Source organism: Flavobacterium pisciphilum, assembly GCF_020905345.1.
In the GTDB taxonomy this organism is placed as follows: Bacteria; Bacteroidota; Bacteroidia; order Flavobacteriales; family Flavobacteriaceae; genus Flavobacterium; species Flavobacterium pisciphilum.
The window spans coordinates 609098-624500 of the sequence record NZ_JAJJMO010000001.1 but is presented as its reverse complement, the minus strand read 5'-3'; the positions used below and the strand labels follow the sequence as shown (position 1 = coordinate 624500).

Sequence of the window (15403 nt, the reverse complement as noted above, 5' to 3'; positions counted from 1 at the left end):
TTTAATTTAATTTAAAAATAATAATGTATAATATTAATTTATTCTTTAACAAACTAAAACTTAATTCTGGAGCTATTTGGCTAGAGAATGACACCATAAAGATTTTTGTCACCGAAAAATTAAAAAACCAAGAAACAAAAGATTTTATTTTAAATAATAAAAATCAACTGATATCGGTTCTGAAAGAAAATAAAATTTTTTCAAAAGAAGATTTTTCAAACGTATTTATATTCAGAAATAAAGAAACAATAAATTATCCATTAAGCCCAGCTCAAGAGCGCTTGTGGTTTGTTGAGCAATATGAAGAAGGTAGTAATGCGTATCATTTGCCAAATGTTCTGGAACTTGATGTTGACACTAACAAAGATGGGATAAAATATGCCCTGCAACAGATTGTTTCAAGACATGAAATCTTAAGAAGTACTATTGAACAAAAAGAAAATCAAGAAAATGGTACTCAAAAAGTACATGAAGAGCCTCTTTTTATAGAAGAAATAACATTAGTTGATACAGTAGATTATAAAGCATTGATAAAAGAGGATATTAATCGTCCTTTTAATTTAAATACAGAATATCCCATTCGTATTAAGTTTTATACCATTGAATCATCATCTGCAGCTTCATTAAATAAAACGCTATTATTAATTAATATGCACCACATTGCTAGTGATGGCTGGTCGATGGGATTATTTCAAAGAGAATTATATCAATTTTACGAAGGATATAGTAATAATGATGAGAACTTTAGTTTACCAGAATTAGAAATTCAATATAAAGATTATGCTTTATGGCAAAAATCTTATTTAGTGGGAGAAATTTTGGAAAACCAATTAAATTATTGGAAGAATAAGTTATCCGGATTTCAGCTTTTAGAATTTCCAATTGATTATGCAAGACCTTCTGAAATCAATTATAAAGGAGCTAGCCAAAAGTTTAAAATAAATAGTGAAGTTGGCAAAAAACTACGCCTATTAGGACAACAACATGGTGTATCGCTAAATAGTGTTATGCTAAGCAGTATGAATATTCTGTTAAGTAAATATACAGGACAAGACGATATTATTATTGGTACTGCAATAGCAAATCGCCATCATAAACAAACAGAGGAACTGATTGGTTTTTTTGTAAATGCGCAGGTAAATAGAACAATATTAAACGACTCTCAAACTTTTGAACAACTGATTCAACTGGTTCATCAAGACCAAATTGATGCTCAATTGCATCAGGATTTGCCTTTCGATAAGTTAGTGGATGAATTAGGTATTGAACGTGATTCTTCAAGACATCCTGTTTACCAGATAAAGTTCATCATGGAGAGTTTTGGTAGTCAAAATGAAAATTCAAAACTCCAAAAAGATTACTTTAAACCTTATCAGGAAGAAGAAGTTTACGAAGTAGCAAAATTTGATTTATTAGTCACAATAAGTGATAATCAAGAGGAACTAATAGGAGAAATTAGTTATGCTACAAGTTTATTCCATAAAGATACGATTGCTAGATTAGCAAATCATTATATGCATCTTTTAGAGCAATTAGCTCAAGCTCCAACAGAAGCATATAGTCAAATAAACTTGCTCAATTCTGAAGAATATGAGCAAATCGTTTACAAGTTGAATGCCGACGACAAAGAATATTCATTTGAGAGTACAATTCATGAATTGTTCCAAGAGCAAGCAATAAAAATACCAAATAATATTGCGTTAGTATATGAAGGAAAGCAACTTACCTATAATGAATTAAACGAAAAGAGCAATCAGCTAGCAAGTCACATCAGAGCACAATATGAAGATAGAGTAAAACAACCACTTCCAGCAGATACATTAATTGCGATATGTTTAGAAAGAAGTTTAGAAATGATTGTTGGAATACTCGCTATATTAAAAGCTGGCGGAGCTTATGTGCCTATTGATCCAAGTTATCCGCAAGACAGAATAAATTATATATTAGAAGACACAGGAGCAGAATTGATCCTTACTCAAAAAGAGTTAAAAGATAATAGCCCTATTCAATTCCCACAAAATAAGGTTATTTGCATTGATCTTACTGAAGAGCTCTACACAATAGAAGACAACAGTAATCTTCCATTATATAGTAAAAGTAAGAACCTTGCTTATGTTATATACACTTCAGGGACAACTGGCAAACCCAAAGGAGTAATGGTAGAACATGATTCAGTTATCTGTTATTTACTTTGCTTCAAGAAACTAATTCAAAAAGAACATGTAAATATGTTTTCTGTATTGAATTATTGTTTTGATGCTGCTTTGCCAACCTTATTGTCTGGAGCAATTGGAGATGTAACAACACATATATCAACTAAAGACATTTTCTTGAATCAAGGTATTGAGCATTATATTCAAGAAAATAAAATCGATACACTAAGATTAACACCTTCCATGCTTGAATCTCTGAACCTTAGTGATATTAATCAGGAATTGAATATTGTATTGGGAGGTGAGATGATTTCTTATAAATGTGTTAATGATGTTATCTCAAACAAAAATATTACTCTTTTTAATCAATACGGCCCTACGGAGTCTACAGTTGGGACTACGGTATATAAAATAGATAACAAAATAGAGCAGCAAATTATTGGAAAACCATATAAAGGCAAAAGAATTTTTGTACTAGATAAAAACAACAAACCACTTCCTGTAGGCGTAGTTGGTGAATTGTATATTGGTGGAGCGGCGTTATCAAGAGGCTATTTAAATCGTCCTGAGTTAACAGCAGAACGGTTTATTAATAATCCATTTGCAACAGAATCTGATAAAAACAATGGATACAACAGATTATACAAAACAGGTGATTTAGTCAAATGGTTATCGAATGGTAATTTGGAATATATCGGAAGAAACGATGATCAAATTAAGTTAAACGGGTATAGAATAGAGTTAGGAGAGATAGAACATGCTCTAAAACAAATTGACGGGATTAAACAATCATCTGTTTTAATTAAAAATAGAGAAACTGAAACAGGTACAACTAAATACCTGGTTGGATACTACGTATTCGAAGATAATAATGTTACAGTTAGTCAAACAGTTATCTTGGAAAAGCTATCTCATATACTACCAGAATATATGATTCCTAGTGCTTTGGTAGCGATGGAGTTATTTCCGTTAACAATCAATGGTAAATTAGACAAACGAGCTTTACCTGATCCTGATTTTACTTCATCCGAAGATTTATACGTTGCTCCTAAAGATGAAACAGAAGCACAATTATGTGAAATTTGGCAGCTGGCATTTGGTATTGAAAGAGTTGGAGTTACTGATGATTTTTTTAAAATAGGAGGGAACTCGATTCTAGCGATAAAAGTATCACACCGTATGAGTAAGTTTTTGACATATAGTGTAAAAGTGGCAGATATATTTAAGCATAAAACTATAGCTCAAATACTAATTCATACTGCAGACCAGATGCAAATAAGCATACCTAAAATAAATTCTAAGCAAGCTCCGCTTTCTTTTGCACAAGAGCGTTTATGGTTTATTGAACAGTATGAAGAAGGTACTAATGCTTATCATATGCCAGTCGTATTAGAACTTGAAGCCGATACGGATAAAGAGGGTTTAAAATATGCCTTGCAAGAAATAGTATCAAGACATGAAGTTTTGCGAAGTACTATTAAACAAGAAGATAATCAAGAGTTTAGTACTCAAACGGTACATGATGCCCCACTTTCAATAGAAGAGGTTTATTTAACGGATACAGAAGATTATGATTTATTAATAGAAGAAGACATTAATAAGCCTTTCAATTTTGCTACTGAATATCCTATAAGAGCAAAATTTTATACTATTGAATCATCTTCCAATAATTTGTCTAGTAAAACACTACTACTTATCAATAGACATCATATTGCTTCTGATGGTTGGTCAATAGGTATATTTCAAAAAGAATTGCTTGCTTTTTATGAAGCCTATGCCAATAAGGATCTAACGTTCAGTATTCCTGCATTAGAGATACAATATAAAGATTATTCGCAATGGCAAAGATCTTATTTAGTTGGAAATGTATTAGAAAAACAATTAAATCATTGGAAGAATAAATTATCAGGTTATCAGACGTTAGAATTTCCAACAGATTATCCTAGACCAATTAAAACAGATTATAGCGGTGCTGACCAATGGTTTAAAATTGACAAAGAAATTAGTCAAAAACTACACGCATTAACACAACGTTGCGGTGTTACACTAAATAGTGTGCTACTTAGCGGTATCAATATTCTATTAAATAAATATACTGGACAAGAGGATATTACAATAGGTAGTCCAATAGCAAATCGACATCATAAGCAAACAGAAGAACTAATAGGTTTCTTTGTAAATACACAAGTAAGTAGAGCACAACTGAATTCAACTCAAAGTTTCGAAGAATTAATATTGGCGGCTCACAAAGACCAAATTGAGGCTCAATTGCATCAGGATATATCTTTTGAAAAGTTAGTTGCCGAATTAGGTATTGAACGTGATGCGTCAAGACATCCAATCTTTCAAATTATGTTTAGTGTTCGAAGTTTTAATGATCATGAAAAAAATTCAGAACCTCAGAAAAATTATTTCAAACCTTATCAGACAAATGATGCTTACCAAAATGCTAGATTTGATTTAAGCATTACCATAGATGATAGCGGTGAAGAATTTTTCGGATTAATAAACTATGCTACTAGTTTATTTCATGAAGATACAATTACAAAATTTAATCAACGCTACTTACATCTTCTAGAACAATTAATAGAAAATCCGAGTAAACCTTACAGTGAAATTAGTTTGCTTAGTTCTGATGAATACAATCAAGTTGTTTATGATTGGAATGCTACAAGTAAGGTGTATTCTAAGAATAAATCTGTTATAGATATATTTGAAGAACAGGTTGTTAATACTCCAGATACTATTGCAATCGTTTTTGGAGACAAAGAACTAACCTACAAGCAACTCGATGAGGAGTCTAGTAAATTGGCAGGCTATCTAATTGAAAACTATAATGTACAGGAAAACGATTTTATAGGCATCATGCTTGATAGATCAGAAAAGATGATTATAGCTATTTTGGGTATAATGAAAGCAGGAGCTGCTTATGTATGCATAGATTCAGAATACCCAATAGCAAGGAAAGAATATATCATACAAGATACCTCACTTAACATATTAATTACACAAACAGATTATATTTTTGACCTTGATTTTTATTCAGGAAATCTATTTGCAATAGACGTACAATTAGATGCTATTGATGTTTCAATGCAGTCAATTAAGAAAAATGTTAATCCAAATGATTTAGCTTATATAATTTATACTTCAGGTACGACAGGTCAGCCTAAAGGAGTAATGGTAGAGCATTGTCAAATAATATCATTAGTGCTTGATAATAATTTTATAAATTATGAAAAAGTAAATGTTATTGCTGGAGTCTCAAATTATTCCTTTGATGCTAGTATTTTTGATTTGTTTTTCTCATTGCTAAATGGAAAAAAACTGGTCATTATTGATAAGGACACCCTATTGGATTTATCTAAATTAGACGATGACTTTATTAAATTTAAAATAGATACTGTCTTTATTACAACTGCATTGTTTAATTCTTTAGTACAGAATAAGTCTAAATGTTTTGAAAGCTTGCAACAAGTATTATTTGGTGGAGAACGTTGCAATTTAGAGATAGTAAACAAATTTAAGAGACAGTATAAAACGGCCTCTTTAATACACGTATATGGGCCAACCGAGAATATAGTTTATGCTACTTATTGTGAATTAAATGACTGTAATACCGAAAAAATAGTGCCAATAGGTAAACAGTTATCAGATAAAAAATTATACGTTTTAAGTTCCAACAATATGCCAGTTCCTATTGGGATTGTTGGTGAGCTTTATATTGGAGGAGCAGGAGTATCAAGAGGATATTTAAATCGTCCTGAACTGACTGCAGAACGTTTTGTTACTAATCCTTTTGCAACAGAATCAGATAAAGAGAATGGCTATACCCGATTGTATAAAACAGGTGATTTGGTTCGCTGGTTACCAGACGGTACTATTGAATACATTGGTAGAAATGATGATCAAGTCAAGATACGAGGGTATCGTATTGAGTTAGGTGAAATTGAGTATGCCATGTCTCAAATTGAAGGAATTAAACAAGTTTGTGTTTTTGCTAAAAAGAGAAAATCAGAAATTGACGGTTCAGAATATTTAGCTGCATACTATGTTGTAGAAAGCGGTGAAGAGATAATTAATCAAACGGTAATTTTAGAAAAACTAACCCTAGTATTGCCCGATTATATGATTCCTGCGGCATTAGTCGCAATAGAATCTTTTCCATTAAACAGTAGTGGTAAAATAAATAAGAATGCTTTGCCAAATCCTGAGTTCACTTCATCAGTGAACGATTATATAGCGCCTAAAACCCAAGTTGAAAAAGAAATATCTGAAATTTGGCAAGAAGTATTAGGATTAGAAAAAGTAAGCATTATAGATGATTTTTTTAGAATAGGAGGAGATTCTATCTTAAGTATTCAGATAACAAACCGTATTAAACAAGCAGGATTTAGTTGTCAAGTAAAAGATATTTTTGAATACAAAACAATTGTCAAACTTGCCGAATACTTAAGTACAAAAAAATCAGAAATTGATATTATTGCAGAGCAAGGACTCCTAACAGGAGAATTGAATTTTCTACCAGTTCAGCAATGGTTCATAGACAAAGTTGAAAATGGAGAATTAGCCAAATCAAATCACTGGAATCAAAGTTTTTTAATTAGAGTACCTGAGTTAGAAACTAAGAAATTAGAAGAAATTGTTGAGCAACTAGTTTCTTATCATGACGTGTTGCGTATTCGATATAATAAAGAACAAGATTCTAAAACAGGAAAGATGCACTGGAAACAGGTTTATCAATCCAATATTCCATTACAGGAAATCAAGATTTTAGATGTAAGTCAACATTCAGAAACTGAAGTTCATGAAATTCTAACCAATTGGCAAAGTGGTTTTGATCTAGAGCAAGGTGTTTTATTTCAAATAGGATATTTACACGGATATGCTGATAATAGTGCCAGAATTTATTTTGCATTGCATCATATGATTGTTGATGGAGTAAGCTGGCGTATTTTGGCTGAAGATGTTAAGGACTTGTTTCAAGGAAAAGCATTGCCATCTAAATCCAGCAGTTACCGTCAATGGATTACAAGTGTAGAAAATTACTCAACTCAACATCCTTCTGAAGAAGCCTATTGGGAAGAGCAATTGAAAGATATGCCAAACTATCAATTGGATTCTGAAATAAAAGAAATAAGTTCAAAAACGATTGAATTAGATACAGTATTAACCAAATCATTTTTGCAAGAAGCTTCTAAAGCATACCATACAGAAGTAAACGATTTATTATTAACTGCCTTAGCTTATGCACTTAAAGAAATTAACAATCAAAATGTTCAAGGAATAACATTAGAAGGACATGGTAGAGTTGATATAGATCCAACTATTGATCATAGCCGAACAGTAGGTTGGTTTACAACAATGTTCCCTGTAAAGTTAGAAATACAAAAGAATTACAAAGAAAGTATTCCGTTTATTAAAGAGAGCTTGCGAAACATTCCTAACAAAGGAATAGGTTTTGGTGCCTTTGCAGTAACTGAAGAGACAAATTATTCACAAAAAGATTTAATTCCTATTAGTTTTAATTATTTAGGGCAATTCGAAACTCAGCACAAAGATTGGCAATTTGCTTCAGAAAGCAGCGGTTATAGCATGCATCCAGATAACATTGGACACAATCTTATAAATATCAACGGGATAGTTAGTGATAATAAAATGCATTTTGATGTTGTCACAAAATTAGGAGAGGAAACTACAGCACTTTTAAGCGAAAGTTTTAAAACGAACCTCACAAAGATTATTAATCATTGCATTGATAAGCTAGAAAAAGAAGGAGTAACTCATACTCCTACTGATTTCCCTGAATTTATTCCTTATGAAATTTTTAATGAACACTTAGAAGAAGATCCAATATTCATATTTCCTCCAGGAGGTAGTGGAGCCGAATCCTATTATAACAGTTTAGTTCCAAGGCTTAATAATAGAAAACTAGTCTTATTTAATAATTTTTTCGCATTTATGAAGACGCAGGTTGATAATTATGCATCAACTGTGAAAATGGAAGATTTGGCTAATTTTTATAGAATTTGGATTCAAAAATTACAGACAAAAGGTAAATATACATTTGTTGGTTGGAGTTTTGGAGGAGTTTTGGCATTTGAAATTTTTAATAAACTATTGGTGAACAGAGTAGAAAAAAGTGACCTAATCTTACTTGATAGCTATTTTGATTTTAGAAGTATTGAAAATTGTTTGCCACAAAGTTGTATTGAAGAGTTCAAAAAAATAATTCATTATAGATATAATCCTAAATATAATACGCAAAATCTGAATATTGTTTTGTTTAAAGCTTCTAAGATGAATGTGTCGGAAGAAGAAAATAACAGCGAGATTTTGCCAACAATATTTCGCAATTCTCAAAAATTTTATGTCGAATCAATGTATAATGGTTTGGATAAAGTATTAGAAAGTGATGATTGTTTAGTAACGGAAAAAATTCAATTAATTGGTCTCGATTGTCATCATGATAATATTTTAGAGACAAGTAGTACTATTATTTGCGATTTTATTTTAACCCTATCAAACAAAGTTGACATAAAAATAAGTGAGTTAGAAAATATTGAAAAGATATAAATACCCTTATAAGTTTAAAAATAAATACAAAGATTAAATACAAAAAGATAATAATAATTAGAAACAAACACTATGAAAGAAAAAACGTTCTTCCTGAAGCCTAATGTCGTTATAGAACCTTTAATTGACCGTTGGTATGCTTGGTCGCATCTTATATCACCTGCTACAGCTGCTATGAATATTGTAGGGAGACATTTAAAAATAATGAATTCTTATCTTCAAGCTCCTCAGATACATGCTGCTGCAGTCAAAAATCCAAAAATGTTGGGAGGTCCATTTATCGATTATAATGGAGGTAGAATTGATGAAGTAAAAGAACTAAAACAAAATACAATAGAGCGTCGAGCTAAATCTATAGAACTTCAGGCAGCTATAGTCGAATTGGATAAAATGCTAAAGAGTAATGCGAAAGGTTTTTCTTTAGAACCTTTATATGAAAAAGTTCCAGATTTACTAAAAGGATATGTTGAGTTGGTTTATGATTTAAATAATAATCCTTCTTTCCGTCTTTTCGAATCACTATTATATACAAGTGAATTCAATGATATTTCTTCTCAAAGTATAGCATTGTGGATTACTGATAATGATTCAAGACCTTTTTGTTTGAGTACTCCAAAACTTGATAGCCCTAATGTTTTACATTTAAATATTCCTTTAAATCATACAGGTATTGATGCTTTAAGTAAAATGAAGAGAAATCCGGGATGTATCGATGAAATAGCAACCATTTTAGGGGTATCTCCTGATGATAGAGCGCTATTTGATACTTTTTTCACAGAAGAACAAAGCCCTAGATACAAGAAATACGACGGAGAAAAAGCACGTATGCGTTATTTTGGACATGCTTGTATTTTGATTGAAACTAAAGAAGTAAGTGTTTTATTAGATCCAGTAATCAGTTATTATGGCTATGAATCAACCGTATCTCATTACTCAGATTATGATTTACCAGATGAAATTGATTATGTAATTATAACACATAACCATCAAGATCATGTCTTATTGGAAACATTATTGCCATTGAGACATAAAATTAAAAATATTGTAGTTCCTATAACCACAAGTGGTGCATTGCAAGATCCTAATTTGAAACTAGCATTTAAAAGTATGGGGTTCAAAAATGTTATCGAAATGGATGAAATGGATAGAAATGTATTCGATAACGTCTCTATTACAGCTATACCATTTACAGGAGAACATAGTGATTTAAATGTAAGAGCAAAAGCTTGTTTTCATGTTGCTATTAAGCAGTTTTCGTTCTTGTTTGTTGCTGATTCTAGAGTAATGGAACCATTTTTATATAAACATGTTCAGCGAGTTGTAGGTGATGTTGATGTTGTGTTTTTAGGAATGGAATGTGATGGTGCACCTTTGTCATGGTTATATGGACCATTACTTACGGAAGATTTAGCAAGAGATAAAGATCAATCACGTAGACTTTCAGGATCTGATTTTTCAAAAGGAATGCCTCTAGTTGAAATTTTCAACCCAAAAGAAGTATATGTATATGCAATGGGACAAGAACCTTGGTTAGAATTTATTAGTAGTATCAAATATACTGACGAATCTAATCCAATTGTTCAATCCAACCGTCTTATTGAAGAGTGTCTGAAAAGAAATATTATAGCCGAAAGACTTTTTGGTGAAAAAGAACTATTTTATGATTACGTGAATCAAGAAGTAGTGGATTTTAATTAAAATAGTAAACACTTTTTTTTAAGACAATTAACCTATAAAACATGCTATTTAAAAAAGACGAATTAAAGCATTTATGGCCCTTTTACTTGTATTTACTTGTTTCAGGGCTATCAACAATGATAACACCGTTTTACTTGCTTTATTTTTTACATTTAGGCTATTCTTTTTTCGAAATTTCCGTTATCATGTCGTGTGCTGGGGTAGCTGCATTTTTATTTGAAATTCCAACAGGAGCCTTTGCTGATGGATTTAGTAGAAAGTATTCCGTAGTAGTAGGATCTTTAATTATTGCAATTGCAGTATTGTTTATTCCAATTGTAAAAAACTTTTATGTCATTCTACTTTTATATATAATGACAGGGATTGGAGATACCTTTATGTCAGGCGCTCAGGAAGCTTTAGTTATTGATAATCTAAATGTTAAAAAAAGAAAAGACCTCCATCAGGAGTATTTTATTAAGAGTGCTAGTTTTATGGCTTTGGGGGCCGTTTTTGCACCAATTTTAGGAGCCTTATTGGTTAAAGTATATTCCATAAAAATTCTTTGGTATATATATAGTCTAGGTTTCTTTTTTACTGCTATCATAATAACTTTCTTCACTAAAGAAAGCTTTAAACCGAAAAAATCAAAAGTATTGGATCTTTTTAAAGAATCATTTCAAACCAGTAAGATTGGTATTGCTTTTTCAATACGCCAGAAAACATTGTTTTTCTCTATAGTGGCAGGTATATTTATGTGTATAGTAAAAGCTGGAGCAATAGGAACACAACCATTTTTAATAAGCTTAGGATTAAAAGAATACCAAATGGGGTATGTTTTTTCAATCATATCAGTTGTTAGTATTGGTTCTTCGTTTGCTTCACGTCTCTTTACAAGGTTTAAATCTAAAAATGTATTGTCAATTCTAATTCTAATTGTTATAGGATTACTTTTTTCATTATTATTTATTTATCCACCATTTTTCATTCTTGCTGTAATAATTATTATTACCAAAAGTGGAATGTTAAATTTGGGAGGACCATTAATTCAGTCGTATTTGCATCAAGTCATTCCAGGAAAATTTAGAGCAACAATAATATCGACGATGAGTATGGTAAATCAACTGGCAAGCACATTAGCAGGATTATTGGCAGGTTTTTGCGTTGATTTGTTTGGTCCACAAAGAGTTATAGCATTTAGCGGTGTGTTTGGGTTTATAGCAATATTTTTTTACCAAAAAATGAAAGATTAAGGACAAATGCAATTCAAATTATAATTTAAAATATTAAATCCTTTAAAGTAATAAACATGTCAAAACCACAATTATTTATGTTGCATTTTGCAGGAGGAAACAGTGACTCCTTTAATTTCATGAATTCATATTTGGGAGAATTTAAATTAGAAGCAATTGAGCTTCCAGGGAGAGGGGCAAGTTCGGATGAGATTTTGATCAAAGATTTTACTACAGCTGCAAATTATATCTATACACAAATAAAAAAAAGATTAACCTCTAAGAATTTTCTAATATACGGACATAGTATGGGAGCTTCACTTGCTTTCAAAGTAACAAGAATGCTTGAAGAAGATAGTATAACACCCCTATGTTTAATCGTATCAGGAAATGCTGGGCCAAAAATAAAAGAGAATAAAAAAAGATATTTGCTCGAAGATGAAGAGTTTATTGTGGAAGTAACAAAGTTGGGAGGATTGCCTTTAGAGTTTTTAAAAAGTCAAGAGTTATTAGATTATTTTATACCTATTCTAAAAGCAGATTTTGAAATTTCCGAAGAAAACAATTTAGGCAGTGAGTCTATTATTAAAACCCCAATTTATTCTATAATGGGTGATGTTGAAAAACATGTTGAAGACATAACGAATTGGTCCAAATACACAACATCGTTTTTTAATTATGAAATACTTACTGGAAACCACTTTTTTATATTCAATAATGCAGAAAAATTATGTAGCATAATAAAAAAATGCTATAAAAAAAATGTAGCCAAAAAAGCTTTAGACTTATTAACTGAAAAGATGCAATAGTACAGATCAAGTAAATGAAGAATAATGATTTTAATAAATTACATAAATATTGATCTTATTGATGATTACAAGAATCTCATACCCAATGTTCCTGAGTTTATCCAAAAACAGGTAAACAGCTATATTAAAGAGAATGATCAAAAAAGATGTTTGTTTGGAAAATTGGTTTTAAGAAAATTATTAATGGAAAGTGGGTATTCAAAAAGAGTATTAGACGAAATTAAAATTGATGAAAATAATCGCCCTTACATAAATCAAGATATTGATTTTAATATTTCTCATTCAGGAAATTATGTTATATGTGCCATTTCAATGCAATCGAGGATTGGTATTGATATTGAAGAAATTAAAAATATTGATATAAATGAAATAAAGGAAATTGTTTTTAATGACGAGGATGATAAAAGATTTCAAAACACACAAACGCCATTAGAGTTATTCTATGATACATGGACATTAAAAGAAGCTGCTTTAAAAGCAGATGGAAAAGGACTTATGATGCCATTGAAAGATATTGAAATATACAATGAAAAATTACTATGCTGTAATCAGTTATGGAGTTTTGAAAAATTAAATATAAATGAAAGTTATAGTGCTTATGTTGTATATAATGGGAATCATACCGTTTCAATGAATGAAATTAATATTTGTTCAATAATTTAATCGATATAAATTTCAAAACTCGCATTAATTTAGAGTATCCAAGGGTAGTAAATGTTTTTTTAGATAAAATAAAATTATAAAAAAGATATATGGAAAATGTTCTAGTAACTCCTCAAACGGAAACAAAACCTGAAGTAATTATTGATGATTTATTTTCAATGATTCCGGGAATTGAAAATGCAACTCAGGTACAAGTTGTTATGGTTAATGACTTAAGTGGAAAAAAGTTTAATAAAGATTGGGTAGCCCCCAATAAACCATGTCTTATTAAAGGTGCGGTAAAACATTGGCCTGCTATTCAACATTTTAAAAGTGAAGAGTATTGGTTAACAGCTTGTGATGATTTTAAAATTACAATCTATCCACATATGAATCACGCTAGTTGGGAAAGACATAAGATTAATAGTGAAGAGGTTACATTTCATAAAGCAATAAAAAGGTTATTCAACAATGAAGACCCTATTTTGAGCATGCCTGCTGAAAAAATTACCGATGATAATCGTTTTTCGAAATTAATAAACGAGATGCCTGGATTCGCTTTTCTTAACAGTTCGATAAAACCAAGACTTTATGAGCAAAAAAGGTTTTTTTTGTATCGTAGAGCCTCCACAGCTTGGCATCATCACATTACAGATGAAACTTTAATGTGTCAGGTTAGTGGAGCGAAAAAAGTGGCTTTATTATCACCTGAAATACCTAATGCAAAAGAAATTGTTGAATTTTTTAGAAATGATTCTTATTTAGATGGAAAAGTTTTAGACAGTTCAATTGATTTGAAACCTGTCATTGCCTATGTTCAAGAAGGAGATGCCTTATATATTCCCCCTTATTGGTTACATGCTGTTATGCCAGATGATAATGTAGTTGGATTTACTTACGCTCATTGCTGGAAAACCCCAATCCATAAATTTGGAAATTTTTCAAATTATTTTGTTCGTCAATTTTACAAAGGCGGATTACAACCTTTTAGAAAGATATCCTTTCTAATGCCTCTTTTAGCTGTTTTTTCAGGTCTTTCATACGGATTCAAGAAAATGATTGGACGCATTTAATAAATGAAAAAAAAGATAATTTAAATCAAAAAACATATTAATCAAAAAATTAACCATTAAAAATATGCTACTAAATATAGATGAAATCCAGACAATCTCTGGAAAAAAGATGTTATTAAATGTTGAAAATTATCAAGGAGAGGAACTATTAAATTGGGCAGAAGATAATAAAAAAGACTTTGAAGATTTTATTTCCCAAGAAGGCGCACTTTTAATCCGTGGTTTAAACATTAATGGTGCAGATGACTTTGGGTCAATATTAAAAATATTCTTTGGTGAAGACTTAGATAATTATGCATATAGATCTACTCCTCGAACCGAATTGAAAAACAAAGTATACACTGCTACAGAATATCATGCTTCTGAAGTGATTCCTCAGCATAATGAAAATGCCTATTTTAACTCTTGGCCGATGAGAATTGGTTTTTTATGTGAAACACCAGCAAGTAAAATGGGGAATACACCAATTTCAGATAGCCGTATTGCTTATCAGGAAATCCCTAAAGAAATTAGAGAAGAGTTTGAGCGAAAAAAAATAATGTATGTAAGAAACTATTCCAATATTGATTTGCCTTGGCAAGAAGTTTTTCAAACGAGCAATAAAAATGAAGTTGAACAATTTTGTAAAGAAAATAAATTGGATTTTGAATGGACACCTGAAGGACTTAAAACCAGACAGGTAAATCAAGCTTCTATTATTCATCCTACAACTAAAGAAAAACTATGGTTTAATCAAGCTCATTTATTTCATGTTAGTAGTTTGGAAGAAGAATTGCAAGAAGCCTTAATAGAAGTTTTAGGAGAAGATAATTTACCTAGAAATACTTTTTTTGGTGATGGAACTCCAATTGATCCAGCAGCCCTTGATATCATTAGAGACGTTTACGAAAAAACAAAATTTTCTTTTCAATGGGAAAAAAACGACCTTTTATTATTAGATAATATGCTATTTACACATGGTAGAGAGCGTTATGAAGGTCCACGAAAAGTTTTGGTAGGCATGGCAAGAAACTTTAAAGTATAAACCCATAAGTAGGAGTCTTTTTTTGATTGAATCATTCTAAAGTATTATTTACAGGAGAAGTGGCTATCTTAAAGTTAATTTTCAGACAGCTTTACTTATTCATAAATATAACCCATTGTTAATCAAAAGAAAGTCTAGATGAAAAAAAGAGTTAAAGTGTTGATTAAAACATTTTAACTCTTTTTTTTCTTGTTGTTGTTTTGCGTTATTTTGTGGT

Annotated in this window: 7 protein-coding genes; all 7 read left to right on the top strand. The window is 30.7% G+C overall.

The genetic code is table 11. From position 1 onward, the window contains the following. Positions 1–23: 23 nt before the first annotated feature. The 7 genes from LNQ49_RS02635 to LNQ49_RS02605 all read left to right on the top strand — a co-directional run bounded on the left by LNQ49_RS02635 (position 24) and on the right by LNQ49_RS02605 (position 15186). Positions 24–8729, top strand: coding sequence for a non-ribosomal peptide synthetase (locus tag LNQ49_RS02635; protein ID WP_229987228.1), 8706 nt, complete (start codon positions 24–26; stop codon positions 8727–8729). A gap of 72 nt (positions 8730–8801) precedes the next feature. Further along, positions 8802–10427: an MBL fold metallo-hydrolase gene (locus tag LNQ49_RS02630; RefSeq protein WP_229987227.1), complete on the top strand. Its 1626-nt coding sequence runs from the start codon at positions 8802–8804 to the stop codon at positions 10425–10427. A 41-nt stretch (positions 10428–10468) separates the two neighbouring features. Continuing rightward, a complete protein-coding gene (locus LNQ49_RS02625) occupies positions 10469–11659 on the top strand; it encodes an MFS transporter (RefSeq protein WP_255680730.1) in 1191 nt (396 codons plus the stop codon). 56 nt (positions 11660–11715) lie between these two features. Beyond that, positions 11716–12447, top strand: a complete 732-nt coding sequence (locus LNQ49_RS02620) for a thioesterase II family protein (protein ID WP_229987225.1) — start codon at positions 11716–11718, stop codon at positions 12445–12447. A gap of 24 nt (positions 12448–12471) precedes the next feature. Continuing rightward, a complete protein-coding gene (locus LNQ49_RS02615) occupies positions 12472–13110 on the top strand; it encodes a 4'-phosphopantetheinyl transferase family protein (protein ID WP_229987224.1) in 639 nt (212 codons plus the stop codon). An 89-nt stretch (positions 13111–13199) separates the two neighbouring features. Then, positions 13200–14162 carry a cupin-like domain-containing protein gene (locus LNQ49_RS02610; RefSeq protein WP_229987223.1) on the top strand — a complete coding sequence of 321 codons (963 nt, stop codon included), beginning with the start codon at positions 13200–13202 and terminating at the stop codon, positions 14160–14162. 64 nt (positions 14163–14226) lie between these two features. Further along, the gene (locus LNQ49_RS02605) at positions 14227–15186 is read left to right on the top strand and encodes a TauD/TfdA family dioxygenase (protein ID WP_229987222.1); all 960 of its coding nucleotides are present in this window, start codon (positions 14227–14229) and stop codon (positions 15184–15186) included. The last annotated feature ends 217 nt before the right edge of the window (positions 15187–15403 follow it).